This is a genomic window from Yersinia antarctica (assembly GCF_056636475.1).
Window position 1 is genome coordinate 1 of record NZ_JBSJQF010000002.1, and the last position, 25,397, is coordinate 25,397.

Consider the following 25,397-nt stretch of genomic DNA (forward strand, 5'->3'; position numbering starts at 1 on the left):
CGGCGAATTTATTCAGTCTGGGCGTATCGTTGCTGGGGCTTATGAATACCAGTTAGAGCGGGGTCAGGGAACAAATTATAAGAACTGGTATTTGTTCAATTATCACACAGACCCTGGTCCTGGTCCAAACCAACCTGTTGAACGACCAGAAATGGGCGCTTATTCTGCCAACTTGGCGGCAACTAACAATATGTTTGTTACCCGTCTGCATGATCGTCTGGGGGAGACCCAGTACATTGATGCACTGACGGGCGAGCAAAAAGTCACCAGCCTGTGGCTGCGTAACGAAGGCGGTCATAACCGTTTCCGTGATGACCACGGTCAGTTGAGCACACAGGCAAACCGTTATGTCGTGCAACTGGGGGGCGACATTGCCCAGTGGAGTCATAACGGGGTGAACCGTTTCCATCTGGGGTTGATGGCCGGTTATGGCAACAGCAAGAGTACCACGGTGTCCAGCGTGTCTGGTTACAATGCCAAAGGCACTGTAGACGGTTACAGTACCGGTGTCTACGGTACCTGGTATGCCAACGAGGCCGATAAGTCAGGTCTGTATGTGGACAGCTGGGTTCAGTACAGTTGGTTCAACAACACGGTCACGGGTCAGGAGTTGGCGAGTGAAGAGTACAAATCCAAGGGAGGGACAGCGTCAGTTGAGAGTGGTTATACCTTCAAAGTCGGTGAAAATGCGGCGAAGAATGCCACGTACTTTATTCAGCCGAAAGCACAGGTGACCTGGATGGGGGTGAACGCCGATGACCATACGGAAGCCAACGGTACCCGTGTGTCTGGTGAAGGGAATGACAATATCCAGACCCGTCTGGGGATGAAAGCCTTTATGAACGGTTACAGTGACCAGGACAAAGGCAAGGATCGGGTATTCCAGCCGTTTGTTGAAGCGAACTGGGTCCATAATACCCAGGACGTTGGAACCATTATGGATGGTGTTAGCGTGAAGCAAGCCGGTGCGGCGAATATTGCAGAATTGAAAGTGGGTGTTGAAGGTCAACTCAACAAACAAGTGAGTCTGTGGGGCAATGTTGGCCAGCAGGTGGGTAACAAAGGTTACAGCGACACGGCAGCCATGCTGGGTGCCAAGTACAGCTTCTAGGCATTTTGGCGGGTTCCGTTCCGGCTTGGAACCCAGGCTACAGTCATGATGTATGGTTTTTCGGCACTGGAATATCTCTTGGATATTGGGATATTCCGTGGGTTTCAGACTGGTTGAACACTTTATCTCGGATTATATCCCGCTCAGACGGCATCGATGCTTACAATGATTGATGCTTGACAATAATATAGCGTCTACGCGTTTAGCCCCAGAGTCTTGCTTTTTACCCTATGAGACTGCTTTCAGCCAATCCACTATTTTATGGGGCCGGAAATTTCGTCGGTGTCGAGTCGCTGGAAGTGATTACCCGCCGCCAGCCCTCATACGGTGTTTGGCTGGTATTTTGGGGTAATGAGATAACCTAAATGCGGCACCGAAAGCGCGATAACTTAAAAGCTATATCCTTTGACACTAAAACGCGTTTTTTTTGTGATGTTACACGCTGATGTCATTGATCCGAAATGTCTTCCGTCGCCTAGATTATCCCGTCGATATTATGGCAGAGCGCGGTATTGGGGTTTGGGGAGTAACGGAACCAGAAACGCCGTTAAGCAGTCATTTTATATAGCCAAAAATTAACCAGCCAATTTACATCGCAGATTGCCCTTCTTAGCGTAGGTTTTCGCCCCATTGGCCCTCAAACCCCTGAAAGAGGCAACCGAAGCGAGGGAAGCGAAAGCCGCTATGACTGGTGAGCTTAAGGCGCTGAAATCGCATAACGAACAACTGGCAGCGTTGCTGGCCGGGAAAAAAGAACCTGAAGAGTTAGGTAAAACAAAGAAATGATGTTTAAAAGGGGCTGGCAAAAAATGAACAATAGCAACAGCCCCGTTAATTACAGGTGGTTATGTGGATCTTGTGTCTGGTGTAATACCGCCAACACCTCAATACCAGCCGGAACTTCGCGGTAATAGATAATATGGCTCTCAACAGGGAAACTCCGCACACCAACATGAAGATCCTCACTACGATCACGTCCGGGGGATGGGTGCCGATCAAGAATATCTGTCATAGTCACACGCAAGGAATTAGCGTAAGCCTCTGCTACGCTAACTCCCCACCGGCGTAAGGAATACAGTTTTATGGCGCGAATATGCTCTCTGGCCTTCTTGGTAAATTTAACGCTCATCCCTAAGCTTTACCTTCAAGTTCATCGACCGTAAAGGGAGCAAACACATCATCAATACTGTGCAGCTCTCCACGATCAGCTTGTGCAATAGATTCAGCCAAAATGGCTTTTAAACTCTGTAATTTAAGCTGTGCAAACTGATCATACTCTTCAGGAGAAATGACCACGGCCACACGCTTACCATGCTTACTAATCTCTACCGGCTCACGCTGAACTTTCATAAGCAGATCACCGAACTGATTTTTAGCTAGTTGAGCAGGAATTACTTCCATAGATCACCTTCCGTCTAAAATGGCTCGAATAGTCATTATAGCCAGAAAGGCAGACAATCACCAGCCCCATTCCCGAACGAAACGCAACAAACCATCATGCGTTATGCAGCGAGTAGATACTCTAAAAATACCTCATTCGGTGAGCTGTATTCCAGAGATTTGCGCCCCCGAGTGTTGAGGATGTGCTCCAGTCTCGCAATATCTTCATCGCTGACGCCATTAAAATCGGTTCCTTTCGGATAAAACCGCCGTATCAGACCGTTGGTATGCTCATTCAACCCCCGCTCCCAGGAATGATAAGGCCGGGCAAAGTAAACCTTTGCGCCCGTTACCTGAGTGATGTCCTTATGTTTCGCAAACTCGGGTCCGTTATCTGCCGTCAGGGTTTTAAACTCGCAGAAAGTATTCGCCACGATGTCCCTGAACGCTTCCACGACGCTCTCAGCGCACTTATTGGGGAGTTTACGGATAATGACCTGCTTTGTGGCTTTGTCCACGACCGTCAGCAGGAATGACTTCTGGTCTTTGCCAAAAATCGTATCGATTTCAACATGCCCGGCGCCAATTCCCAAACGAAATGCAACAAAGTGACCCACCGGTCAGGTACGGATAAAATAGCCGTATTGACCCTGTCGGAGACCCTGTTGCATGAAGGGAAAACATTTGACTCAGCATGAGCGCTTTTACATCGAAAAACGAAAAGCTGAAGGCGTTAATCAGTCCTGCATTGCCAGAGAACTGGATGTCTCTCGCTCTACCCTGAGCCGGGAGCTCAGGCGTAATACGGACCCCGCTTTCAACGGACTTTACTCCTCCAGACGCGCTGATGCCTTAGCCAGACAACGGCGGGGCGCCACCTCGGCACACAATGCCTGTTTCCCTCTGGGCCAGCAGACACAAGACTTTCTCCGGCAGGCGCTGGCTGTACATACCTCCCCTGAGGTTATCTGTGGGAGACTGAAAATCCAGTTTGATATCGCCGTCAGCAAAAATACCCTCTACCGCTATATCCGTTCGGACAGACAGGCTGGCGGTAAGCTTTACCTTCAGCTCCCTCACCGGGGTAAACGCTATCGCTATGATACGGGTGAGCCCGGACGCACGCCCATCCCGGACAGGGTTGGCATTGAGCACAGGCCTGCTGAGGCTGAACTCAAACAGGTTCCCGGGCATGTTGAAATCGATACGATTTTTGGCAAAGACCAGAAGTCATTCCTGCTGACGGTCGTGGACAAAGCCACAAAGCAGGTCATTATCCGTAAACTCCCCAATAAGTGCGCTGAGAGCGTCGTGGAAGCGTTCAGGGACATCGTGGCGAATACTTTCTGCGAGTTTAAAACCCTGACGGCAGATAACGGACCCGAGTTTGCGAAACATAAGGACATCACTCAGGTAACGGGCGCAAAGGTTTACTTTGCCCGGCCTTATCATTCCTGGGAGCGGGGGTTGAATGAGCATACCAACGGTCTGATACGGCGGTTTTATCCGAAAGGAACCGATTTTAATGGCGTCAGCGATGAAGATATTGCGAGACTGGAGCACATCCTCAACACTCGGGGGCGCAAATCTCTGGAATACAGCTCACCGAATGAGGTATTTTTAGAGTATCTACTCGCTGCATAACGCATGATGGTTTGTTGCGTTTCGTTCGGGAATGGGGCCGGGAACCTGTTTGAGTTCAGCCTCAGCAGGCCTGTGCTCAATGCCAACCCTGTCCGGGATGGGCGTGCGTCCGGGCTCACCCGTATCATAGCGATAGCGTTTACCCCGGTGAGGGAGCTGAAGGTAAAGCTTACCGCCAGCCTGTCTGTCCGAACGGATATAGCGGTAGAGGGTATTTTTGCTGACGGCGATATCAAACTGGATTTTCAGTCTCCCACAGATAACCTCAGGGGAGGTATGTACAGCCAGCGCCTGCCGGAGAAAGTCTTGTGTCTGCTGGCCCAGAGGGACACAGGCATTGTGTGCCGAGGTGGCGCCCCGCCGTTGTCTGGCTAAGGCATCAGCGCGTCTGGAGGAGTAAAGTCCGTTGAAAGCGGGGTCCGTATTACGCCTGAGCTCCCGGCTCAGGGTAGAGCGAGAGACATCCAGTTCTCTGGCAATGCAGGACTGATTAACGCCTTCAGCTTTTCGTTTTTCGATGTAAAAGCGCTCATGCTGAGTCAAATGTTTTCCCTTCATGCAACAGGGTCTCCGACAGGGTCAATACGGCTATTTTATCCGTACCTGACCGGTGGGTCACTTTGTTGCATTTCGTTTGGGAATTGGCGTGTTACCTGACCACGCCTTAATGCGACAGAACCACTAATCTTGGTTAGCGCGAAACAGGAACAGTCACTTCCGGTTGCACAAAACCATAACGGCTCAGAGGTGTCACTTTAACTGATGTAGGTGACGACTTAATCGCAAATTGTTTGGTGGCACCCGGCATAATATAATGGCTGCCCAAGGGAACAGCTTCATTGCTCGGCACTAAAATTACCTGTGGGCCAAGGCGAACGACATGTTTGCTCGGATTATTAATAATCAAGTTGTTACCGGATGTAGAGATAACCAATTCCTGCCAAGGGGTTTTAATCTGTGGCACATCATTTGGCTGAATGAGAAAACCAATTTCTTGGCGAATTGGCATCACTGTCGCATTACCTGGTACCTGTTCAACCCCTTCAAATGAAGCTTTTAATAATACTTCTGAATCCAGTGTTGTGCCTTTCTTCAATACAAAGTTAACCTGCTGACTTTGCCCAGCATCAATACGCGTTACCGGTGGAGAAATCAAAATTTGCTTACTCAGATTTTTACCATCTAAGTCAACCAACTTGGTCACCAGCAATATCGGGTTCGCCGAGGTGTTTTCAATAGTGAAACTGGTGCGACCATCACTTTCTTTCAACATGACCGTGGTGCTTTCTAATTTGAAAGATGCATTAGATGCCAAACTCCAGCAGCTTAACAACACCAGTAAATTGAACATAAAAAACGATTTAACACGTTTGAGAATAGGAGTAGGAGCAGCCATTACTCTCACACTGCCATAACTAACCATCGTATTTTTCATAATAAATCCTATGTCTAAAAAATATTCACTGAGTATCTGCTTGCTCGACAATTTAATAAATCAATGACATACAGCGTCAGCAACTTCATATAATGCATCCGGGTCAAACTTCTCCGGTTCAACATAACTCACCACACATTCATTACTATTGGTAGCCTTAACACGTAACGTTGTACCAATTGCTTTGTTTTCCAACATAAAGTTACCATCGCCAATAATGGTTCCCAGGAAATTACCTTTTTCATCAAGCACATTAGCCCCTACCGGTAACATTTCACCGTTACTATCACGAATACTTAGCAATAACTGGCGAGTTTCTGTTGCTTCAAAATTACGGGTAACGACAGTGCCACGAGTCATCTTCAAATCGGCACTGGTACTGTTAAGGCGAATATTCAGTGGCAATGTTTTAGTACTTATTTGTGCTTTTGATGCCGTATAAGGCATCACTGATGGCAATAATGCCGTCCCTGCATAATCGGTAATCGATGTTCCACTACTCGGTGACGAAATACGCAAATTAGACTGACTCGGTATATTCACTACTGCAAAAGTATCACCAATTGCTGACGAAGAAGTGGCAAAAGTGCTATTGGCATAAGCCATTGAACCATTAGCAGAAACATACGCTGAGCGGCTATTGTTGGTTGCCTGAGAAACCCCACCCGCCAGTTGTGTATACGCCGAGTTCATATTCACCGCCCCATTAATACGCCGCTGGCTATCACTGCCAGTTATGCCTACCTGGTAACCTTTGTTGTCTCCCCAGCGACCTTGATAGGTGCTGCCTAAGGTCATATTGCCATTATTACGCTGCATCCGACCACTGAGTGAACCGTTACCCAATGGCAAAGTGATACCCACATATAACGCATTTTGTCCCTGCGAAGTGGATTGAAAACTTAGCGTCGTGGTCACCCGGCCAAATTGTTCGCTTGCTGAGAATGTGTGAGAAACACTATCAGCCGCCTGATAATACATATTATTAGACAAAACATAGGAAAAAGCGCCCCAACGAGGATGCGCCCACGTCATCGCTGCCGACGTTGAATTCTTCAGTTTACCGTACTTCAAGTCATTCAGATTATTGCCACTGCTCAGGGCGCTATCCGGCGACCAATAACTCGATGAGTCATATACTGTCGACAATGAAGCGCTCAGATTTCCGTTAATTGCGACCTGATTTTGTAAGGTGAGCTGGTAACCCTGCCCGACATTTTTAGTATTAGAGTAACTTGCCGCTGCCGAAAACCAGGCATTCTCCAGCCCACTATAAAGATTTTGTACATTGATATTTTGATAATCAGGGGAAAGCAGCCCGGCAGAAGTCATACGCAATGCGCTCATCGGGTTAAAAGACATCTCACCCGATGCCAATAGTGGTGACTTGCTCTCACTGTCATTCAGACTATCGCGATAACGGCCTAATCCCAATTGGTAGGTCGTCGCCTGCTGTTCAAAGTTAGGATCCAGCGCATTCGATACGGTAAAATGCTGCTGGGTACCATCTTCTTCAATAACATCAACATCCGTCACCACGCCACTGGAAAAGTTACTGATATTGGATAACGAAAATGGGCCAGGAGGTACAACGGTGCGGTAAATAACTCGTCCGCGCTGGCGAATCTCAATAGTTGCGTTGGTATTGGCAATGCCTTCAATGGGCACCACCAACTGTGTATTATTCAGTTGAGCATTATCGGAATATATCTGGGCACCAGCGATCGGCAAGCCGGAATAGGTGTCACCGACTAAACCAAACTCACCTAACTGCACCACTGATTTCAATGATTCCACTGCGCGTAATGCGTAGGTTTCCTGATTATCATAATGGCCTACCCCTTGATTATAGGTATAGGATCCCCGGTTACGCAGTACCCAGTTATTAAAGTTAATCCCCGGCTGAAACTGTCCTTGGAATAAATTAAGGTTATCGCCATTGCTCTCAATTCGCTGGCCGAACAGATTATAGTTCAATAATAATGCATGACCGCCACTTTGGTAATCACTGCCTTCCATCTCAGGATCAAATGCCTCTTGGGGCAACGTCATTTCAACCCGGAATTGGCCGGGAAATAGTTTTATAGCCACACCAGGCCACAAGGCTTCAATGTCTTCACAACTGTCGCCGCTATCTTTGTGACGTAACTTCAATGCAATTAATAACTTTCTGTCTACACATAAATTCCCTTCACTGTCGAAGGTAGCTTCAATATGATAGGTTTTATTGGCATTCACAATGATAGTGACATCATGTTGACCGGGTAAAAATTTATCTTTATTGCTGAAAAAATCCGCTAATTCCGCCGAATATCCCAAACCTTCCAGTGTTTTTATGTCAAATGCTACCGCGCCCTCTTTTGTTGCGGAGAAAACCGCTACAGGGAAGAGAGACAAGAGGAATGCTGTAAATGAAAACGCAACACAACGCGCAAACACAATGGTGTCCTAAAACAAGGAAAATGAGTGAATTAATAGACAATATTGCTTTATGCAATAAAAAGTACACCAGGCTATTAAAAATCGAAAACAACCTGATGTATAGGATTTTTATGAATTAAATACCAAAAGAAAAATTCATAGTCGCAGAACCATCGATATTGATATTTTCAGTGATGGCCCCGCCCATGGTAGTTGATCCTGCCCATGTCGGTATTACCGTAAAATCGGCACTGAATACTTTACCTGCTTTTGCTGTCGTCGCATTTTCAGACCAACCAAAGCGGACATTATTGGTTAGCACCTCAAAAGCATGTCCGCCCTGCAGTATGTTATTAGCGTCAATAAAATAGAGTAAACTGCTCACGCCATCGACAGTAGCCTTACTCATCGTGGTTTTATAAAAACCCAGTTTTCCGCTGCCATTCACAAAGCCCAAACCGAAATTGCGAATGTCGGTGTTATCACTAACAGAAGCTTTGCGGTTATCAATCGCGTTTAAACTCAGGTACGTCACGCTATCACAAGTGACTGTCCAAGTTTTGGTGATCGACCCCGATGATATTACTGCTGTACCATTTTTTATCCGGCTTGATGGAATCTCACCAAAATCGTAAACACCGCCATCCGGGGCATTGATGGTACAGGTTGGGATACCCAGATTCCCTTTAACCTTCAATTCAGCAGTAGGGGCTGCGGCATGAGCGGCAACGCCTAATAACAAAGAAGATAAAATGGCAGATTTTATTATCAAGCTTTTCATAATCATTAAATACCAAATGAGAAGTTCATTGTCATTGAGCCATCGATTTCTGCATCTTCAGTGATCGGGCCACCCATCGTCGTGGTACCAGCCAAAATCGGGCTAACCGTAATATCAGCAGTAAATACTTTACCGGTGCTCTGGGTGTTAGCAGCAGATGACCAACCGGTACGCAGACCTGTTGTCAGCGGAGCAGTTGTTGCTACAGCAAAGGTTGAGGTCGCGGATGAGAAGACGTTAGATACTTTACCATCGACAGTGGCACTCTTCATTTGTGCAGTATAATAACCGATTTTGCCGGTGTTATTCACGTTACCCATACCGAAGTTAGTTGTTCCCGCAACACTGGCAGATGCAGTGCGGTTATCTACCGGTGTAAAGTTCAGGTAAGTTTCTGCATCACAGCTTATTGTCCAGGTTTTAGTCATCGGCGTCAGAGCCGTAGTCGCAGTACCTGATTTAACTAAAGATGAAGACAGGTTACCAAAATCGTAAACACCTTCATCCGGAGGAGTAATGGTACAGCTTGGCACAGTCAACGTGCCTATTACTTTTAATTCTGCAGTCGGTGCTTCTGCATTGGCAGCATTAATACCAAAAATCAAAGAAGACAGTACAGTAATTTTAGCCAGTTGCTTTTTCATTTAAATAATCCTGATATTATGTTTATCGCGTTGCGATACCCAAACGTTAATAGGCCTGGTGCCTGGGAGTTGAATTCATTTTTATTTGGCTGACCCAGAACAAAAATATGAATTCAGAATTTATGCGTCTATTAAACGTTTTAAGATATTCCTTGTATATAAGACTGCAAGCTGACTTGGTGTAGGAAAGCTCTTACACAACAGTTAATCATGGCGTGACTTTGCCGATTAGATTCTCTTAATCTACATTTAATCGCGAAAAAAACGAGAGAATATCTCGAAGAAATGCCCCATTCCCGAACGAAACGCAACAAACCATCATGCGTTATGCAGCGAGTAGATACTCTAAAAATACCTCATTCGGTGAGCTGTATTCCAGAGATTTGCGCCCCGCCCCATTCCCGAACAGGAAAGCGCGTCCTGAGTTTCTCAACTAACGAGAATTGTTCAGGGAGTCTGACATCAAGAGCGCGGTAGCCTTTTTTAGAATATCGTTTTCCATTTCAACACGTTGTAACCTTTTCTTAAGCGCCTGTATTTCGATATGCTCTGGGGTTATGGCGGATGCTTTCGGTGTTTTCCCGTTGGTTTCATCGCGGATCTGATAAATCCATCGCTTCAGCGCAGAGATACTGACATTCATCGCCTTAGCCGCTTCCGGTTGTGTGTAATTATGCAGTAGGACCAGTTGCGCACATTCACGTTTGAATTCAGGACTAAATTTGTTGGTCATTATGCCACCTGTTTGGTTGATGAACTGACAATAGCAGTTCTTTTCAAATGGCCAAATTCAGTATTCCACTTCAAGCACAGGCCTGCTGAGGCTGAACTCAAACAGGTTCCCGGGCATGTTGAAATCGATACGATTTTTGGCAAAGACCAGAAGTCATTCCTGCTGACGGTCGTGGACAAAGCCACAAAGCAGGTCATTATCCGTAAACTCCCCAATAAGTGCGCTGAGAGCGTCGTGGAAGCGTTCAGGGACATCGTGGCGAATACTTTCTGCGAGTTTAAAACCCTGACGGCAGATAACGGACCCGAGTTTGCGAAACATAAGGACATCACTCAGGTAACGGGCGCAAAGGTTTACTTTGCCCGGCCTTATCATTCCTGGGAGCGGGGGTTGAATGAGCATACCAACGGTCTGATACGGCGGTTTTATCCGAAAGGAACCGATTTTAATGGCGTCAGCGATGAAGATATTGCGAGACTGGAGCACATCCTCAACACTCGGGGGCGCAAATCTCTGGAATACAGCTCACCGAATGAGGTATTTTTAGAGTATCTACTCGCTGCATAACGCATGATGGTTTGTTGCGTTTCGTTCGGGAATGGGGCTCCGACAGGGTCAATACGGCTATTTTATCCGTACCTGACCGGTGGGTCACTTTGTTGCATTTCGTTTGGGAATTGGCGACCTATTATGAAACAGACAAAATTCTCACTACACATTCTTTATAGTGGTGGAGACATATCAGCCGCTGATACCTATCTCCTTGATGAAGAATTGATTGAAACAGCACCATCTTGCATCCCCGAAAAACATAGACCGAGCGTTATCGAGTACATCAATACTGAGTTATTACACAACAAAGTGACGGATGAAATTAAATCAGGGCTAGAAAACCTACGAGACACTCTATTAGATCTCCAAAAGTCTTCACATTTACCATAACACCCGCTCTCTGCACTGCACTTGCGCTCGCCATTAACGTTCATTTTATTTGAATTAAATACGCAAATCTTTTCGATTTTAATCATCTCATGGTCGTCATATCATTTATCACTTCAGGGAATAAACGCCCTAACCCAAACAAAATGACTTAAGGAATACGACCATGAAATCCATCAAAACTTTAGTTGCTGTTACTGCCATCTCCATGATGTCTTTCGGTGCTTTTGCTCAGAGCGTCAGTGCTAAAGCTTCCACTCTTGATAGCGCAGAAGCTAAAATTGCAGCACAGGCAGCTGAACAGGGTGCGTCATACAAAATCACTAGCGCTCAGTTCAATAACGGTGTCTATATGACCGCTAAACTGACCAAATAAGAATGGTCGCTGAGGGAACAGCCGGAACTGGCCGCTGAGTGTGGCCGTTCTGCCCCCTCAAGACATAAAAAAACCACCTAACCGAAGGTGGTTTTTTTATGTCCGCGACACAGCAGGATTTACCATAACATCTGTTTCCCGCACCGCCTCAACAGCCCTCAGTGCCATTCCGTTACCAACGGCACATAAATCTATCTCTTTCACCCCAAAAACGCCCCAAAATCGCATACGCGCGTTTTTAGCGTATGAATGGTTATGCACCAAAGTCCCCGTGATAGAGTTTCAGACCTAAAATGAACCCTGACGGAAGAAAATACATGTCACGCGACCCAAAAACAGGCGGCAAACCAACACAAAAACCACGCAATATTCAGGAGCTGGTCAACACGCTGAACGAAAGCGAACTGCACGTACTGAATCAGTTTGTTGTCGAGCGACTGCGCATCCTGCAACTACAACGTGCACAACAGGACATGACGCAGTTTCGGCTGGGGGACGTGGTGCGCTTCATCAACAATGACGGTCAAGACGTGACCGGCGTGCTCATCCGTCTCAACAAAAAATCAGTATCAGTACACTCAGAAACTGGGGGGCGGTGGACTGTATCACCGCCGCTACCCGCAGGCGCCAATTCCCAAACGAAATGCAACAAAGTGACCCACCGGTCAGGTACGGATAAAATAGCCGTATTGACCCTGTCGGAGACCCTGTTGCATGAAGGGAAAACATTTGACTCAGCATGAGCGCTTTTACATCGAAAAACGAAAAGCTGAAGGCGTTAATCAGTCCTGCATTGCCAGAGAACTGGATGTCTCTCGCTCTACCCTGAGCCGGGAGCTCAGGCGTAATACGGACCCCGCCTTCAACGGACTTTACTCCTCCAGACGCGCTGATGCCTTAGCCAGACAACGGCGGGGCGCCACCTCGGCACACAATGCCTGTGTCCCTCTGGGCCAGCAGACACAAGACTTTCTCCGGCAGGCGCTGGCTGTACATACCTCCCCTGAGGTTATCTGTGGGAGACTGAAAATCCAGTTTGATATCGCCGTCAGCAAAAATACCCTCTACCGCTATATCCGTTCGGACAGACAGGCTGGCGGTAAGCTTTACCTTCAGCTCCCTCACCGGGGTAAACGCTATCGCTATGATACGGGTGAGCCCGGACGCACGCCCATCCCGGACAGGGTTGGCATTGAGCACAGGCCTGCTGAGGCTGAACTCAAACAGGTTCCCGGGCATGTTGAAATCGATACGATTTTTGGCAAAGACCAGAAGTCATTCCTGCTGACGGTCGTGGACAAAGCCACAAAGCAGGTCATTATCCGTAAACTCCCCAATAAGTGCGCTGAGAGCGTCGTGGAAGCGTTCAGGGACATCGTGGCGAATACTTTCTGCGAGTTTAAAACCCTGACGGCAGATAACGGACCCGAGTTTGCGAAACATAAGGACATCACTCAGGTAACGGGCGCAAAGGTTTACTTTGCCCGGCCTTATCATTCCTGGGAGCGGGGGTTGAATGAGCATACCAACGGTCTGATACGGCGGTTTTATCCGAAAGGAACCGATTTTAATGGCGTCAGCGATGAAGATATTGCGAGACTGGAGCACATCCTCAACACTCGGGGGCGCAAATCTCTGGAATACAGCTCACCGAATGAGGTATTTTTAGAGTATCTACTCGCTGCATAACGCATGATGGTTTGTTGCATTTCGTTTGGGAATTGGCGATTAGTTTCTATGCATGAGTTTAATCACTACCTACCATCACCTTAGAGTGGGTCATGCTGCAAACCCACTACTCTGTAACATGCTACGAATTAACTCTCCTGCCTCGGGATCTTGCTTTTCAATACGGGTAGCGCTGCGCTGAAAAACTCTTGAATAGAGCAAACGATATGGAATGGGAATAACGACAGACAGTACAAAGCTTATGACAAAGAACCCCAACCCAACTTGCCAGCCCTCCATGATAAAAAGCACGGCAAGAACTACATATTTTGCAATGCGAACAGCCCAGGTAACTGGGTGCCAAGTTGGCAAAAGATGAACTCCAACAGACTTATAATCTACGTTACTGTCGCGCGAAATTAGAAGCGAAGCCCTTTGCATTCCGAACAAATAAAACTCAACGAGCCAAATCACTGAAAACGCAAGGACCAACAGCTGGGTATCACTCATGTTTTGTTACCTTACAATATAGAAATCATTAACGATGCGTAGCTTTGCAGCTGTAGGCATTTCCAGATACGTTTGGACTAAAACCGCCCAAGACAGATAGCCAGACAACGTGAGTGGCTCCCAGCCTAGCCGCCTGAGATCTTGCTTCATTCTTTGCGTTACGAATCCCTGTTGATGCGGCAAGATTTCCCCAGCCAGAGGAACCACTGACGCTACCAATAAATTTACAGCTGACAACCATAGCCCCATTCCCGAACGAAACGCAACAAACCATCATGCGTTATGCAGCGAGTAGATACTCTAAAAATACCTCATTCGGTGAGCTGTATTCCAGAGATTTGCGCCCCCGAGTGTTGAGGATGTGCTCCAGTCTCGCAATATCTTCATCGCTGACGCCATTAAAATCGGTTCCTTTCGGATAAAACCGCCGTATCAGACCGTTGGTATGCTCATTCAACCCCCGCTCCCAGGAATGATAAGGCCGGGCAAAGTAAACCTTTGCGCCCGTTACCTGAGTGATGTCCTTATGTTTCGCAAACTCGGGTCCGTTATCTGCCGTCAGGGTTTTAAACTCGCAGAAAGTATTCGCCACGATGTCCCTGAACGCTTCCACGACGCTCTCAGCGCACTTATTGGGGAGTTTACGGATAATGACCTGCTTTGTGGCTTTGTCCACGACCGTCAGCAGGAATGACTTCTGGTCTTTGCCAAAAATCGTATCGATTTCAACATGCCCGGGAACCTGTTTGAGTTCAGCCTCAGCAGGCCTGTGCTCAATGCCAACCCTGTCCGGGATGGGCGTGCGTCCGGGCTCACCCGTATCATAGCGATAGCGTTTACCCCGGTGAGGGAGCTGAAGGTAAAGCTTACCGCCAGCCTGTCTGTCCGAACGGATATAGCGGTAGAGGGTATTTTTGCTGACGGCGATATCAAACTGGATTTTCAGTCTCCCACAGATAACCTCAGGGGAGGTATGTACAGCCAGCGCCTGCCGGAGAAAGTCTTGTGTCTGCTGGCCCAGAGGGACACAGGCATTGTGTGCCGAGGTGGCGCCCCGCCGTTGTCTGGCTAAGGCATCAGCGCGTCTGGAGGAGTAAAGTCCGTTGAAGGCGGGGTCCGTATTACGTCTGAGCTCCCGGCTCAGGGTAGAGCGAGAGACGCCGAGCTCTCTGGCAATGCAGGACTGATTAACGCCTTCAGCTTTTCGTTTTTCGATGTAAAAGCGCTCATGCTGAGTCAAATGTTTTCCCTTCATGCAACAGGGTCTCCGACAGGGTCAATACGGCTATTTTATCCGTACCTGACCGGTGGGTCACTTTGTTGCATTTCGTTTGGGAATTGGCGCACTCTATGGGTGCAGGTTCCCCTCTTGGGGATTTTGAGTTATCCACAGCCTCAACTTCTATCGCATGCACGCGAAGATTAAAAGAGTATTATTTCTTTTGATTAAAAAGGTATTAGTTAATTCTCTATCAAGATTTATTTCATTTTAAATCAAATGATTACACTATAAAATCCCCGATAGAGCGTTACTGCTATGCCGATAGAGCGTTACTGCTATGCCGATAGAGCGTTACTGCTATGCCGATAGAGCGTTACTGCTATGCCGATAGAGCGTTACTGCTATGCCGATAGAGCGTTACTGCTATGCCGATATATAGATTGTTTTAATGTACTATTGTATTAATGTTATGGTGTGTTATGTTTATGTCATCTAGCTGCATATCGGATTATCTAGAGATGGAAAAACCAAGTGGATTTAAAAGAAATCAATTAGAGCAATTTCGAGGGGATATTTTAACTTTGAGAGAAGAAGGGTATTCCTACAGGCAAATCAAAGAATGGCTTGAAAAGAAAGGTGTGAATGTTACATCAGTAACGGTAAACCGTTTCATTTTAAAAAATCAATAAATAACAGCCCCTGCGTCCGGCAAGATTTCGGGGCTGACCAACTAGAAGGATAAAAATATGTCGGCACTGTCCATTGTAATGCTTTGTGAAAAACTTCGCAAAGGCGAACCTACCCGCATTCCTGCAATGTCTGCTCCTCAATTTTCTGACTTTCTGAATGTGTTGGCTTATTTAAAGGTGACAACACATGTCTGATTTACCTACAAAACTGCAAATCCGAATCGATGCAATGCTGGCAAAAAAACGTGAAATATCATCGGATGAATCCTCCGCTGAAGATTTTGCAGTTGAGCGGGAGCGGGATGAACTGCCTGCTGTGTCTGAGCAGAAACGCGCTATCCCTAATGCTATTTTGCGTTCTTCGTTGTTTGGCGTGATAAGAAAAGGACACAGAAAGTACGAACAGAACGTGCTAAAAGCCACTGTTCAAGGGGTGACGGTTAAGTTCACAGGTCAGCAGCTAGACCAAACGGATCTCGACGTGTATCTCGAATGTGTACGCCGCTGTGCCAAACAGCCGTTAGGCGAGTTGATACGGTTTTCCATCTACGATTTGCTGAAGTCGATAGGCCGTGACTCTGGGAAAACTCAGTACGAATGGTTGCAAGAGGTATTACTACGCTTAACAGCGTGTGCGATTGAGATAGGTGATGGTCGTTTTTTCTACACAGGGCATTTGTTAAACGAAAAGTACCGCGATGAAAAAACGGGCGAGGTTGTTATTGCATTAAACCCCAAAATTGCCGCCTTTTTCTCGGAGGAGGCTTGGACTGGTTTGTCACTAGAAGAGCGAATGACTCTTAAAGGCAAGCAGCTATCTCAATGGTTGCACGGATTTTATAGTAGCCACTCAAAGCCTTTTCCCTACAAGGTTGAAACCATAAAGAAACTTTGCGGTAGTGATACTGGAGAGTTGCGAATGTTTAAATTTAAATTAAAAAAATCCCTAACCGATCTTGCCGCTGCCACGGGCTGGGAGTGCTGGATTGATGAAAATGACTTGGTAAACGTGAAGAAATAAAAACCTTTTAGCGCAGGTTGAAGGAGGTCTCAAGCTCCTTCAACCTGCTCACCACAACAACCTATGAGAGAGGCTGCAATGGCTGCGCACGATCCTACCTGCTTTAAATCGTATCAACCAGAACAAGTTGTCATGTTGATGAGGAATATCTACCCCTCGTTGACGCCAAGAGAAGGTATGCGCCAATTCCCAAACGAAATGCAACAAAGTGACCCACCGGTCAGGTACGGATAAAATAGCCGTATTGACCCTGTCGGAGACCCTGTTGCATGAAGGGAAAACATTTGACTCAGCATGAGCGCTTTTACATCGAAAAACGAAAAGCTGAAGGCGTTAATCAGTCCTGCATTGCCAGAGAACTGGATGTCTCTCGCTCTACCCTGAGCCGGGAGCTCAGGCGTAATACGGACCCCGCTTTCAACGGACTTTACTCCTCCAGACGCGCTGATGCCTTAGCCAGACAACGGCGGGGCGCCACCTCGGCACACAATGCCTGTGTCCCTCTGGGCCAGCAGACACAAGACTTTCTCCGGCAGGCGCTGGCTGTACATACCTCCCCTGAGGTTATCTGTGGGAGACTGAAAATCCAGTTTGATATCGCCGTCAGCAAAAATACCCTCTACCGCTATATCCGTTCGGACAGACAGGCTGGCGGTAAGCTTTACCTTCAGCTCCCTCACCGGGGTAAACGCTATCGCTATGATACGGGTGAGCCCGGACGCACGCCCATCCCGGACAGGGTTGGCATTGAGCACAGGCCTGCTGAGGCTGAACTCAAACAGGTTCCCGGGCATGTTGAAATCGATACGATTTTTGGCAAAGACCAGAAGTCATTCCTGCTGACGGTCGTGGACAAAGCCACAAAGCAGGTCATTATCCGTAAACTCCCCAATAAGTGCGCTGAGAGCGTCGTGGAAGCGTTCAGGGACATCGTGGCGAATACTTTCTGCGAGTTTAAAACCCTGACGGCAGATAACGGACCCGAGTTTGCGAAACATAAGGACATCACTCAGGTAACGGGCGCAAAGGTTTACTTTGCCCGGCCTTATCATTCCTGGGAGCGGGGGTTGAATGAGCATACCAACGGTCTGATACGGCGGTTTTATCCGAAAGGAACCGATTTTAATGGCGTCAGCGATGAAGATATTGCGAGACTGGAGCACATCCTCAACACTCGGGGGCGCAAATCTCTGGAATACAGCTCACCGAATGAGGTATTTTTAGAGTATCTACTCGCTGCATAACGCATGATGGTTTGTTGCGTTTCGTTCGGGAATGGGGCACTGCTCTCCAGTGAACTTCACTGTCAAACCTTGCACAGTTGCTTTCAATACATTCCGTTCGTACTTTCTATGCCCCTTGCCTACGACACCAAACAACGAAGACCGCAAAATAGCATTAGGTACAATGCGTTTATGCTCAGAAATTATGGGTAATGTACAGTTCGATTTCACATCACCATCAGGCAAAGTTTCTAACATTTCTTCTGAATTATCTTTTTCTAAAGAAACCGAACTTTTTGCGATAATTGCATCAATCCGCGCTTTAAGTTTTATAGGTAAATCAGACATGCGCGGGTTCCTTGAAATAGGCCAACACATTTAGAAAATCCGCAAATTGTATGGCGGACATGGCAGGGATACGAACGGGTTCACCTTTGCGAAGCTTTTCACAAAGCATTACAATAGACAGTGCCGACATGCTTGATCCTTTTTTTGTTGGTTTCAGCCCTAAAACTTGGTCGTGGCGGGGCTGATATTAATTTTTCAAAAATCTAGAAATCGTTTTATAGCTAACATCTATTCCTTTACCATTCAAGTAGTTAGATATTTCTTGATAAGAAAACCCCTTTATCCTTAATTCAGTAATCTCCTTACGCAAAGGAAGTAATGCTTCCGATTTATAACCTCGGCGACTAGTCACCATAACCTCCTGAATTGATCACCGTAGAACATATATTATCATAAATGTCCAATATGTCCAATATGTCCAATATGTCCAATGATGAAATTTATCGGGGTTGCGGATACCAACTATCGGGGTTGCGGATACCAACAAACCAAAAATAACAAATTAAATAACTGATTTAATTGATTTAAAATACTGTATGGTTTTTCACTAATACTCTTTTAATCAAAAAAAATAATACTCTTTTAATCTTCGCGTACGTGCGGTAAAGGTTGAGGCTGTGGATAACTTTAATTTCGTGAGAGCGCGTTTTTTTCACCACAGTGTGACAGTGTCAACATGCAACAACAGACGATATTCCGCTTCCTCGGCAAGACAGACTCACTGCGTTCGCTAATCTAGCCTTGCGGCGAGCGGTGGGATTTGAGTAATGGATATTATTCAGTAAAATTTTTTGGCGTATTCCCACTTACAACCCGAGTAAGGGAAATACTGCTCTACAGTGATGTAGCTTTTCTATGTACGAAATCGTTCGGTTCAGTACACTGCTTATTTACCCTGTCCGAAAGTGATGGTTTTTCATTCCGTACCCGCGTTATTATTCGTACACCCATTTCGTACGGATTTTTACTATGTCACGCGTTTTTGCCTACAGCCGGGTTTCCACCATTGATCAAACCACTGAAAACCAGCGGCGAGAAATTGAAGCTGCCGGTTTTGCTGTCCAGCCTAGGCGTTTCATCGACGAAAGCGTAAGTGGTTCGGTGGCAGCCAAAGAACGTCCTGGATTTACCCGCCTGCTCGACCGGATGGAAGCCGGTGACATTCTGGTGGTCACCAAGCTCGATCGTCTAGGGCGCAATGCGATGGACGTAAGAGCCACGGTGGAGCTGCTGGCGAAATCTGATATCAGGGTTCATTGTTTGGCACTGGGCGGGGTTGACCTCACCAGCCCAGCAGGAAAAATGACGATGCAGGTGATTGCTGCGGTTGCGGAATTTGAGCGTGATTTACTGATTGAACGCACGCATTCAGGGATCGCCAGGGCAAAAGCTGCCGGGAAACGCTTTGGGAGGCCTCCTACGCTGAGTTTGGAGCAACAGCAATACGTTAGGGTCAAGATTATCTCTGGAGCCACCGTGGCCTCTTTGGCACGCGAATTTAACACTACTCGTCAAACCATCCTCCGAATTAAATCCAAAAAAGAGTAAAAAAGCACGGACACGGTACCAAAATTTATTTTTCGAAGCCGAACAAAAGTAATTAATTTTGATATCTTTTAGATATCTTCATGATATCATCATGGTATCTTATAGATATCAGGAGGGTGTATGTCTTATACAATCGCTATAGCCCATAGCAAAGGTGGCACAGGGAAGACCACAACAGCTACGCAACTGGCTGATTCGATGGAGATTCGGCGGATTGCTGATATTGATATACATAAAGGGTTATCTGTTATCAATTCACTTAGACCGGATGATCGGAGATGGGATCTCATTGATGTAGTCAGCAAAGAGCAGCTTTCTGCTGCTATTGATCTAAATGATAAGGCAGGGCCTCTGTTGATTGACTGCGGCGGATTTGATTCGGAAATGACTCGCGTTGCTATTGCTCTGGCTGATTTGGTTATAACCCCGGCAAATGATGATATTACCGAGCAGCTCGGGCTAGCTGGTTTTAACCGGACGCTTGCCAGCATATCTAGTATTACCGGAGTAAAGATTGTCGCTCATGTACTGATGACAAGGACTCATCCCGCCCGTCGAAACTTTGAAGCGATTGGAAAAGCTATTGGGGAACTGGATCACCTCGTCATGCTGAATTCTCGTCTGTCGAATCGTTCTATCTACGCCAATATTATGGCGGAGCGTGGCGCTGGAGTTACTTCATCTGTAGGGACTTACCATTCCGAAGCAGGAAAAGAAGTCAGGAAACTCACTGATGAAATAAAGGCTATTTTAGGGTTGTAGTTAGATGTTATTAAGATATCTATTTGATATCAATCATATATCTAGTTGATATCATTACTGCTTTAGGAGTTATGTTGTTATGGTAAAAAAAGCATTTGATTTGAATGTGTTAGGAAAGAGCGCCTTACTCCATGAGCAGGTGGCCCCTATCGATGACGGTAAGAAAAATAAATTAATCCGCGGGATTCCATGTGCCCACCTAGAGGACATTGTGGAACTTAAAAAGAAGGGGGCTTATCGGCTCTCTGCCAATGATTTTTTCCTTGATGCTGTTGCCGAAAAACTTGAACGAATGAAGAAAAAATAGAGTCGGAGTAGGGCTTTAGCGCAACGTTATCTGATGGTTTTTTGAGGGATAACGGGAGAGAGCATTGCCCACATATCCACATGAGAGAAGCCAGTGAAGCGGGGAGGCCAACAAGCCGCCCCCGCGAACGGGAGCGCCTCTACCGGCGGGGCAAGCCGGTAGGGGTCGATTGTGGGTATGTGGACAATGCGGAGGGTAGGGAGTAAGTGCCGGGAAAAGTTGCCTGTATTTAATAGGCCGGTGCTAAAACTTTGCTTTCTGCCCATAACCGATTAAATTCTTTCTCATACTGTGCCGCAATCTGCGGAACGTCTCTTAACACTATGCTGTTTTCTGCGTTGCGGCTGTCTGCGCTGGCCGTGTAATTAAATGACCCTGTTTGTACTGTGCTGCCATCTGCGATCATCACTTTGTTGTGCATGATGGAGTAACGACTGTTAAGACGCACCGGAACATGATTATTTGCCAGGTAAGTGACCGCTGAATAGCGGTCACTGTTCGCTTTCTCATCGGCGACAACCCGGACACTAACCCCTCTTTTTTTCGCGGCAATAATGGCCGTCGCGATGGGCTTACTGGTGAAGCTATACGCCTCAACATCAAGTGACGTTGAGGCGTCATTGACCACCGACAGAACGTTTTGCAGCGCGGTATGTGACGGAGAAAAACCGACGCTGACGATGGGGGCGGCAAAGGCCGGGAAAACAACCAGGAGAAGGGCAGGGAGAGTAATTTTAAGCATCGGTTGTTAACTCCAGGGCTTTTAGTTCATCCATTGTATAAAAGCGGAATACGTTACGGTGCTTCGCTTCCAGCGTGACATGTTGGCTGTTTTCGATAACCTGCTTTATCGTGTCGAACAGCAGCATTAATGCCCGTTTCTTTTGCTCATCCGGCACAATGTAGAAAACGAAAAACCAGAGGTTTCCCGTTCGCGCTCTCAGGTGACTGGCGATAATTTGCTGATAGCGTGCTTTCGTTTTTAAGCTACGTTCAGTTTCAATGGCGATCCGTTTGCCATTTGGCAGCGTAATTAACCCGTCAGGCCGGTGCTTCACCTTAAACTGATTTAAAAAGGTGTTACGGTCGCCGTTAATCCAGTCCGTCGCACCTTTTTGTGCCAGCGTCAGGTGTACCCGTTGGTTATCCAGATGGTGATCGAGGCTCCAGCCTTTGCCCCATTCCCGAACGAAACGCAACAAACCATCATGCGTTATGCAGCGAGTAGATACTCTAAAAATACCTCATTCGGTGAGCTGTATTCCAGAGATTTGCGCCCCCGAGTGTTGAGGATGTGCTCCAGTCTCGCAATATCTTCATCGCTGACGCCATTAAAATCGGTTCCTTTCGGATAAAACCGCCGTATCAGACCGTTGGTATGCTCATTCAACCCCCGCTCCCAGGAATGATAAGGCCGGGCAAAGTAAACCTTTGCGCCCGTTACCTGAGTGATGTCCTTATGTTTCGCAAACTCGGGTCCGTTATCTGCCGTCAGGGTTTTAAACTCGCAGAAAGTATTCGCCACGATGTCCCTGAACGCTTCCACGACGCTCTCAGCGCACTTATTGGGGAGTTTACGGATAATGACCTGCTTTGTGGCTTTGTCCACGACCGTCAGCAGGAATGACTTCTGGTCTTTGCCAAAAATCGTATCGATTTCAACATGCCCGGGAACCTGTTTGAGTTCAGCCTCAGCAGGCCTGTGCTCAATGCCAACCCTGTCCGGGATGGGCGTGCGTCCGGGCTCACCCGTATCATAGCGATAGCGTTTACCCCGGTGAGGGAGCTGAAGGTAAAGCTTACCGCCAGCCTGTCTGTCCGAACGGATATAGCGGTAGAGCGCCAATTCCCAAACGAAATGCAACAAAGTGACCCACCGGTCAGGTACGGATAAAATAGCCGTATTGACCCTGTCGGAGACCCTGTTGCATGAAGGGAAAACATTTGACTCAGCATGAGCGCTTTTACATCGAAAAACGAAAAGCTGAAGGCGTTAATCAGTCCTGCATTGCCAGAGAACTGGATGTCTCTCGCTCTACCCTGAGCCGGGAGCTCAGACGTAATACGGACCCCGCCTTCAACGGACTTTACTCCTCCAGACGCGCTGATGCCTTAGCCAGACAACGGCGGGGCGCCACCTCGGCACACAATGCCTGTGTCCCTCTGGGCCAGCAGACACAAGACTTTCTCCGGCAGGCGCTGGCTGTACATACCTCCCCTGAGGTTATCTGTGGGAGACTGAAAATCCAGTTTGATATCGCCGTCAGCAAAAATACCCTCTACCGCTATATCCGTTCGGACAGACAGGCTGGCGGTAAGCTTTACCTTCAGCTCCCTCACCGGGGTAAACGCTATCGCTATGATACGGGTGAGCCCGGACGCACGCCCATCCCGGACAGGGTTGGCATTGAGCACAGGCCTGCTGAGGCTGAACTCAAACAGGTTCCCGGGCATGTTGAAATCGATACGATTTTTGGCAAAGACCAGAAGTCATTCCTGCTGACGGTCGTGGACAAAGCCACAAAGCAGGTCATTATCCGTAAACTCCCCAATAAGTGCGCTGAGAGCGTCGTGGAAGCGTTCAGGGACATCGTGGCGAATACTTTCTGTGAGTTTAAAACCCTGACGGCAGATAACGGACCCGAGTTTGCGAAACATAAGGACATCACTCAGGTAACGGGCGCAAAGGTTTACTTTGCCCGGCCTTATCATTCCTGGGAGCGGGGGTTGAATGAGCATACCAACGGTCTGATACGGCGGTTTTATCCGAAAGGAACCGATTTTAATGGCGTCAGCGATGAAGATATTGCGAGACTGGAGCACATCCTCAACACTCGGGGGCGCAAATCTCTGGAATACAGCTCACCGAATGAGGTATTTTTAGAGTATCTACTCGCTGCATAACGCATGATGGTTTGTTGCGTTTCGTTCGGGAATGGGGCGCGGATACACCCCTGAACCTAGAATTGCATACTATAGTAGATCCAGAAAATCCCGCATTGCGCAATAATTCTGTTGCATATGTGGCACGTATATTTGCTCATGAAATCCCTCATGCAGTCCGATGGTACGCTCAGGTTAAAATTTAGAAGGCATTGATATGATGAAAGAGAAAAAAACTCAACAGAAAACGATATCTACATTACTAATATTAGGGTTGAGTTCTCTGTCTTTATTGTCTAATGCTGGATTGTCAGCACCTCTTGTTTTCGATGATCTGGGTAATGTCATTAATACATCAACGAGTCAGGGGCAAATTACGGTTGGGGTGAATAACCCTGCCTCATTGACGATTGGAAATGGCGCTGTGGTAGATACCAACCTGGTTGGCACATCAGCAGTGCTCATTGGCGGGAGCCAGTCGGGCTCATTAACCGTCACTGGCGATGGGACAAGCCTGAATACCAACTCGTTGATTACGAGTAATGCCGCGGGTCTCGGGACATTGATTATCGAAAATGGCGGTAACGTTACTATAGCTAACAGCAGTGCGACAAAACCACTCACGATAGGAGACAGTGCCACGAGCTCAGGAGTGGTTATTGTGCGTGGCCCCGGCTCCTCACTGATTAATAATTCCGTATCAACTACTGGTATTGCACCGGGGATAAATGTAGGTCACCTAGGCTACGGTGAACTGTATGTAACAGACGGTGGCACCGTCAAGATTGCGTCAGTTTTGCGTATTGGGGGAGGTCAAGGCAATACTTCATTATCGAGGAATAGTAACGGTAGTGTTTATCTCTCCGGTGCCGGGTCTACTATTGAGGCGGCCACTGTCTCAGTGGGTACATTCGGTAACGGATCTTTAATGGTGCTAGACGGTGCGAAGCTTATCGCTACTCACCCTACTGTTACAAATAATATTGCTCAACTCAATTCGGAAGGAAAAAGTGTTGCTCTAGTGTCTGGGCAAGGCTCCCTCTGGTCGATGGTTAGTTTATTAAATATTGGGCTAGGGACCAGCGCCAACGCAGTCGATGGCTCGCTGTATGTTGCAAATAATGGCACGGTATCGTCAGCCACGGGTATGGTTATCGCCAGTGGCATAAACGCTGTAGGCTTGTTGAGTATCGGTACTGGGGGAGACTCTACGGCAGGTTTTATTGAGACGCCAACGGTTACCTTTGGCTCTGGGAGCGGTACGTTGAGTTTTAACCACACCAGCTCAAATTACCTGTTCTCTCCGGTTATCAGTGGGGCAGGAAAAGTTGATATTTACCAGGGGAGTACCACTTTTACCGGACTCAACACCTATTCAGGCATAACCCATATTATTGCGGGTAATTTATCTGCAGGGGCGGAAAACACCTTTAGTCCCAATTCAAATTATATTGTTGATGCACCCGGTGTTCTGGGCCTAAACAGTTTTCACCAGACGATAGCCAGTCTGGTGAACTCGGGTGGGGTATATTTCGGTGACAACAGTCAGTTAACCATTACGGGAGACTATATCGGTAATAATGGCACACTCTACATGTCTACGGTACTTGGGTGGGACCCGTCGGATACCGATAAGTTAGTGGTAGAAGGGGATACTTCAGGCAGTAGCCGCGTAAAAATTAACAATGCAGGGGGGATAGGCGCACAGACAGTCAACGGTATTGAAGTGATACAAGTCCAAGGTGCATCAAA

General features: G+C 47.3%; 30 protein-coding genes and 2 pseudogenes. 17 read left to right on the top strand and 15 right to left on the bottom strand.

Going from position 1 to position 25,397, the window contains the following annotated elements:
- The 3 genes from ACWJJO_RS22870 to ACWJJO_RS22880 all read left to right on the top strand — a co-directional run.
- On the top strand, positions 1–1,111 hold a 1,111-nt coding region (locus ACWJJO_RS22870), incomplete at its 5' end, for an autotransporter outer membrane beta-barrel domain-containing protein (protein WP_481091619.1).
- 230 nt (positions 1,112–1,341) lie between these two features.
- On the top strand, positions 1,342–1,476 hold the full coding sequence (locus ACWJJO_RS22875) for a hypothetical protein (RefSeq protein WP_481091620.1): 135 nt from the start codon (positions 1,342–1,344) through the stop codon (positions 1,474–1,476).
- A 265-nt stretch (positions 1,477–1,741) separates the two neighbouring features.
- Entirely contained in the window at positions 1,742–1,897 is a 156-nt protein-coding gene (locus ACWJJO_RS22880; RefSeq protein ID WP_481091621.1) for a hypothetical protein, read from the top strand.
- A gap of 49 nt (positions 1,898–1,946) precedes the next feature.
- On the opposite strand, the gene ACWJJO_RS22885 is transcribed toward ACWJJO_RS22880, so the two are convergent.
- The 3 genes from ACWJJO_RS22885 to ACWJJO_RS22895 form a co-directional block, all read right to left on the bottom strand.
- Positions 1,947–2,240: a type II toxin-antitoxin system RelE/ParE family toxin gene (locus ACWJJO_RS22885; protein WP_130954602.1), complete on the bottom strand. Its 294-nt coding sequence runs from the start codon at positions 2,238–2,240 to the stop codon at positions 1,947–1,949.
- Between the two features lie 2 nt (positions 2,241–2,242).
- A complete protein-coding gene (locus ACWJJO_RS22890) occupies positions 2,243–2,512 on the bottom strand; it encodes a type II toxin-antitoxin system Phd/YefM family antitoxin (RefSeq protein ID WP_214236342.1) in 270 nt (89 codons plus the stop codon).
- Positions 2,513–2,613: 101 nt separating this feature from the next.
- Positions 2,614–3,108, bottom strand: coding sequence for an IS30 family transposase (locus ACWJJO_RS22895; RefSeq protein ID WP_481091622.1), 495 nt, complete (start codon positions 3,106–3,108; stop codon positions 2,614–2,616).
- A 52-nt stretch (positions 3,109–3,160) separates the two neighbouring features.
- Here ACWJJO_RS22895 and ACWJJO_RS22900 point away from each other — a divergent pair, with 52 nt between their 5' ends.
- Positions 3,161–4,135, top strand: a complete 975-nt coding sequence (locus ACWJJO_RS22900; RefSeq protein WP_481090514.1) for an IS30 family transposase — start codon at positions 3,161–3,163, stop codon at positions 4,133–4,135.
- Here ACWJJO_RS22900 and ACWJJO_RS22905 read toward each other — a convergent pair.
- The 6 genes and pseudogenes from ACWJJO_RS22905 to ACWJJO_RS22930 all read right to left on the bottom strand — a co-directional run.
- On the bottom strand, positions 4,121–4,693 hold the full coding sequence (locus ACWJJO_RS22905) for a transposase (RefSeq protein WP_481091623.1): 573 nt from the start codon (positions 4,691–4,693) through the stop codon (positions 4,121–4,123). The genes ACWJJO_RS22900 and ACWJJO_RS22905 overlap by 15 nt on opposite strands.
- A gap of 133 nt (positions 4,694–4,826) precedes the next feature.
- Positions 4,827–5,558 (bottom strand): fimbria/pilus chaperone family protein, encoded by a 732-nt coding sequence (locus ACWJJO_RS22910; RefSeq protein WP_481091641.1) that lies wholly within the window; start codon positions 5,556–5,558, stop codon positions 4,827–4,829.
- Between the two features lie 72 nt (positions 5,559–5,630).
- Positions 5,631–8,009, bottom strand: a complete 2,379-nt coding sequence (locus ACWJJO_RS22915; RefSeq protein ID WP_481091624.1) for a fimbria/pilus outer membrane usher protein — start codon at positions 8,007–8,009, stop codon at positions 5,631–5,633.
- 118 nt (positions 8,010–8,127) lie between these two features.
- Positions 8,128–8,778: a DUF1120 domain-containing protein gene (locus tag ACWJJO_RS22920; protein WP_481091625.1), complete on the bottom strand. Its 651-nt coding sequence runs from the start codon at positions 8,776–8,778 to the stop codon at positions 8,128–8,130.
- Positions 8,778–9,416: a DUF1120 domain-containing protein gene (locus tag ACWJJO_RS22925; RefSeq protein WP_481091626.1), complete on the bottom strand. Its 639-nt coding sequence runs from the start codon at positions 9,414–9,416 to the stop codon at positions 8,778–8,780. Before ACWJJO_RS22925 ends, ACWJJO_RS22920 begins: the two co-directional genes overlap by 1 nt.
- A gap of 404 nt (positions 9,417–9,820) precedes the next feature.
- Positions 9,821–10,149: pseudogene (locus tag ACWJJO_RS22930) on the bottom strand (transposase); the annotation flags it as partial.
- 12 nt (positions 10,150–10,161) lie between these two features.
- Here ACWJJO_RS22930 and ACWJJO_RS22935 point away from each other — a divergent pair.
- The 5 genes from ACWJJO_RS22935 to ACWJJO_RS22955 all read left to right on the top strand — a co-directional run bounded on the left by ACWJJO_RS22935 (position 10,162) and on the right by ACWJJO_RS22955 (position 13,153).
- A complete protein-coding gene (locus tag ACWJJO_RS22935; protein ID WP_481091627.1) occupies positions 10,162–10,716 on the top strand; it encodes an IS30 family transposase in 555 nt (184 codons plus the stop codon).
- A gap of 123 nt (positions 10,717–10,839) precedes the next feature.
- On the top strand, positions 10,840–11,091 hold the full coding sequence (locus tag ACWJJO_RS22940; protein ID WP_481091628.1) for a hypothetical protein: 252 nt from the start codon (positions 10,840–10,842) through the stop codon (positions 11,089–11,091).
- Between the two features lie 163 nt (positions 11,092–11,254).
- A complete protein-coding gene (locus ACWJJO_RS22945) occupies positions 11,255–11,464 on the top strand; it encodes a YdgH/BhsA/McbA-like domain containing protein (RefSeq protein WP_481091629.1) in 210 nt (69 codons plus the stop codon).
- A gap of 317 nt (positions 11,465–11,781) precedes the next feature.
- Positions 11,782–12,207: a hypothetical protein gene (locus ACWJJO_RS22950; protein WP_481091630.1), complete on the top strand. Its 426-nt coding sequence runs from the start codon at positions 11,782–11,784 to the stop codon at positions 12,205–12,207.
- Positions 12,179–13,153: an IS30 family transposase gene (locus tag ACWJJO_RS22955; protein ID WP_481090564.1), complete on the top strand. Its 975-nt coding sequence runs from the start codon at positions 12,179–12,181 to the stop codon at positions 13,151–13,153. Before ACWJJO_RS22950 ends, ACWJJO_RS22955 begins: the two co-directional genes overlap by 29 nt.
- A gap of 90 nt (positions 13,154–13,243) precedes the next feature.
- On the opposite strand, the gene ACWJJO_RS22960 is transcribed toward ACWJJO_RS22955, so the two are convergent.
- Positions 13,244–13,642 (bottom strand): hypothetical protein, encoded by a 399-nt coding sequence (locus ACWJJO_RS22960; RefSeq protein ID WP_481091631.1) that lies wholly within the window; start codon positions 13,640–13,642, stop codon positions 13,244–13,246.
- A gap of 280 nt (positions 13,643–13,922) precedes the next feature.
- Positions 13,923–14,897: an IS30 family transposase gene (locus tag ACWJJO_RS22965; RefSeq protein WP_481090692.1), complete on the bottom strand. Its 975-nt coding sequence runs from the start codon at positions 14,895–14,897 to the stop codon at positions 13,923–13,925.
- Positions 14,898–15,382: 485 nt separating this feature from the next.
- Here ACWJJO_RS22965 and ACWJJO_RS22970 point away from each other — a divergent pair, with 485 nt between their 5' ends.
- The 3 genes from ACWJJO_RS22970 (at position 15,383) to ACWJJO_RS22980 (ending at position 17,818) form a co-directional block, all read left to right on the top strand.
- On the top strand, positions 15,383–15,553 hold the full coding sequence (locus tag ACWJJO_RS22970) for a hypothetical protein (protein ID WP_481091632.1): 171 nt from the start codon (positions 15,383–15,385) through the stop codon (positions 15,551–15,553).
- A 187-nt stretch (positions 15,554–15,740) separates the two neighbouring features.
- Complete coding sequence (trfA, locus tag ACWJJO_RS22975) at positions 15,741–16,574, top strand: plasmid replication initiator TrfA (protein WP_481091633.1); 834 nt, start codon at positions 15,741–15,743, stop codon at positions 16,572–16,574.
- Between the two features lie 269 nt (positions 16,575–16,843).
- A complete protein-coding gene (locus ACWJJO_RS22980; protein WP_481090564.1) occupies positions 16,844–17,818 on the top strand; it encodes an IS30 family transposase in 975 nt (324 codons plus the stop codon).
- Here ACWJJO_RS22980 and ACWJJO_RS22985 read toward each other — a convergent pair.
- The gene (locus ACWJJO_RS22985; RefSeq protein WP_481091634.1) at positions 17,804–18,145 is read right to left on the bottom strand and encodes a hypothetical protein; all 342 of its coding nucleotides are present in this window, start codon (positions 18,143–18,145) and stop codon (positions 17,804–17,806) included. The genes ACWJJO_RS22980 and ACWJJO_RS22985 overlap by 15 nt on opposite strands.
- A gap of 969 nt (positions 18,146–19,114) precedes the next feature.
- Between ACWJJO_RS22985 and ACWJJO_RS22990 the strand changes: the two genes are divergently transcribed.
- From ACWJJO_RS22990 to ACWJJO_RS23000, 3 genes are all read left to right on the top strand, one after another.
- On the top strand, positions 19,115–19,693 hold the full coding sequence (locus ACWJJO_RS22990; RefSeq protein WP_481091635.1) for a recombinase family protein: 579 nt from the start codon (positions 19,115–19,117) through the stop codon (positions 19,691–19,693).
- A gap of 120 nt (positions 19,694–19,813) precedes the next feature.
- On the top strand, positions 19,814–20,455 hold the full coding sequence (locus ACWJJO_RS22995; protein WP_481091636.1) for a division plane positioning ATPase MipZ: 642 nt from the start codon (positions 19,814–19,816) through the stop codon (positions 20,453–20,455).
- 79 nt (positions 20,456–20,534) lie between these two features.
- The gene (locus ACWJJO_RS23000) at positions 20,535–20,762 is read left to right on the top strand and encodes a hypothetical protein (RefSeq protein WP_481091637.1); all 228 of its coding nucleotides are present in this window, start codon (positions 20,535–20,537) and stop codon (positions 20,760–20,762) included.
- Between the two features lie 229 nt (positions 20,763–20,991).
- Here ACWJJO_RS23000 and ACWJJO_RS23005 read toward each other — a convergent pair whose 3' ends face one another.
- From ACWJJO_RS23005 to ACWJJO_RS23015, 3 genes and pseudogenes are all read right to left on the bottom strand, one after another.
- Positions 20,992–21,504, bottom strand: coding sequence for a phospholipase D family nuclease (locus ACWJJO_RS23005; RefSeq protein WP_481091638.1), 513 nt, complete (start codon positions 21,502–21,504; stop codon positions 20,992–20,994).
- A pseudogene (gene mobC, locus ACWJJO_RS23010) lies at positions 21,497–21,934 on the bottom strand (MobC family replication-relaxation protein); the annotation flags it as partial. The pseudogene mobC and the gene ACWJJO_RS23005, both read right to left, overlap by 8 nt.
- A 41-nt stretch (positions 21,935–21,975) precedes the next feature.
- Positions 21,976–22,629 carry an IS30 family transposase gene (locus ACWJJO_RS23015; protein WP_481091639.1) on the bottom strand — a complete coding sequence of 218 codons (654 nt, stop codon included), beginning with the start codon at positions 22,627–22,629 and terminating at the stop codon, positions 21,976–21,978.
- A gap of 62 nt (positions 22,630–22,691) precedes the next feature.
- On the opposite strand from ACWJJO_RS23015, the gene ACWJJO_RS23020 reads away from it, so the two are divergent.
- Positions 22,692–23,666 (top strand): IS30 family transposase, encoded by a 975-nt coding sequence (locus ACWJJO_RS23020; protein ID WP_481090564.1) that lies wholly within the window; start codon positions 22,692–22,694, stop codon positions 23,664–23,666.
- A gap of 196 nt (positions 23,667–23,862) precedes the next feature.
- Positions 23,863–25,397: autotransporter outer membrane beta-barrel domain-containing protein (locus ACWJJO_RS23025; protein ID WP_481091640.1), on the top strand; the 1,535-nt coding region annotated here is incomplete at its 3' end.

Excerpts from the sequence above, each read along its gene's own strand:
- ACWJJO_RS22875 (WP_481091620.1), top strand. The coding sequence starts at position 1,342 with ATGAGACTGCTTTCAGCCAATCCACTATTTTATGGGGCCGGAAATTTC.
- ACWJJO_RS22885 (WP_130954602.1), bottom strand. The coding sequence starts at position 2,240 with ATGAGCGTTAAATTTACCAAGAAGGCCAGAGAGCATATTCGCGCCATA.
- ACWJJO_RS22890 (WP_214236342.1), bottom strand. The coding sequence starts at position 2,512 with ATGGAAGTAATTCCTGCTCAACTAGCTAAAAATCAGTTCGGTGATCTG.
- ACWJJO_RS22900 (WP_481090514.1), top strand. The coding sequence starts at position 3,161 with ATGAAGGGAAAACATTTGACTCAGCATGAGCGCTTTTACATCGAAAAA.
- ACWJJO_RS22905 (WP_481091623.1), bottom strand. The coding sequence starts at position 4,693 with ATGAAGGGAAAACATTTGACTCAGCATGAGCGCTTTTACATCGAAAAA.
- ACWJJO_RS22910 (WP_481091641.1), bottom strand. The coding sequence starts at position 5,558 with ATGGTTAGTTATGGCAGTGTGAGAGTAATGGCTGCTCCTACTCCTATT.
- ACWJJO_RS22920 (WP_481091625.1), bottom strand. The coding sequence starts at position 8,778 with ATGATTATGAAAAGCTTGATAATAAAATCTGCCATTTTATCTTCTTTG.
- ACWJJO_RS22925 (WP_481091626.1), bottom strand. The coding sequence starts at position 9,416 with ATGAAAAAGCAACTGGCTAAAATTACTGTACTGTCTTCTTTGATTTTT.
- ACWJJO_RS22940 (WP_481091628.1), top strand. The coding sequence starts at position 10,840 with ATGAAACAGACAAAATTCTCACTACACATTCTTTATAGTGGTGGAGAC.
- ACWJJO_RS22945 (WP_481091629.1), top strand. The coding sequence starts at position 11,255 with ATGAAATCCATCAAAACTTTAGTTGCTGTTACTGCCATCTCCATGATG.
- ACWJJO_RS22950 (WP_481091630.1), top strand. The coding sequence starts at position 11,782 with ATGTCACGCGACCCAAAAACAGGCGGCAAACCAACACAAAAACCACGC.
- ACWJJO_RS22955 (WP_481090564.1), top strand. The coding sequence starts at position 12,179 with ATGAAGGGAAAACATTTGACTCAGCATGAGCGCTTTTACATCGAAAAA.
- ACWJJO_RS22960 (WP_481091631.1), bottom strand. The coding sequence starts at position 13,642 with ATGAGTGATACCCAGCTGTTGGTCCTTGCGTTTTCAGTGATTTGGCTC.
- ACWJJO_RS22965 (WP_481090692.1), bottom strand. The coding sequence starts at position 14,897 with ATGAAGGGAAAACATTTGACTCAGCATGAGCGCTTTTACATCGAAAAA.
- ACWJJO_RS22970 (WP_481091632.1), top strand. The coding sequence starts at position 15,383 with ATGGAAAAACCAAGTGGATTTAAAAGAAATCAATTAGAGCAATTTCGA.
- trfA (WP_481091633.1), top strand. The coding sequence starts at position 15,741 with ATGTCTGATTTACCTACAAAACTGCAAATCCGAATCGATGCAATGCTG.
- ACWJJO_RS22980 (WP_481090564.1), top strand. The coding sequence starts at position 16,844 with ATGAAGGGAAAACATTTGACTCAGCATGAGCGCTTTTACATCGAAAAA.
- ACWJJO_RS22985 (WP_481091634.1), bottom strand. The coding sequence starts at position 18,145 with ATGTCTGATTTACCTATAAAACTTAAAGCGCGGATTGATGCAATTATC.
- ACWJJO_RS22990 (WP_481091635.1), top strand. The coding sequence starts at position 19,115 with ATGTCACGCGTTTTTGCCTACAGCCGGGTTTCCACCATTGATCAAACC.
- ACWJJO_RS22995 (WP_481091636.1), top strand. The coding sequence starts at position 19,814 with ATGTCTTATACAATCGCTATAGCCCATAGCAAAGGTGGCACAGGGAAG.
- ACWJJO_RS23000 (WP_481091637.1), top strand. The coding sequence starts at position 20,535 with ATGGTAAAAAAAGCATTTGATTTGAATGTGTTAGGAAAGAGCGCCTTA.
- ACWJJO_RS23005 (WP_481091638.1), bottom strand. The coding sequence starts at position 21,504 with ATGCTTAAAATTACTCTCCCTGCCCTTCTCCTGGTTGTTTTCCCGGCC.
- ACWJJO_RS23020 (WP_481090564.1), top strand. The coding sequence starts at position 22,692 with ATGAAGGGAAAACATTTGACTCAGCATGAGCGCTTTTACATCGAAAAA.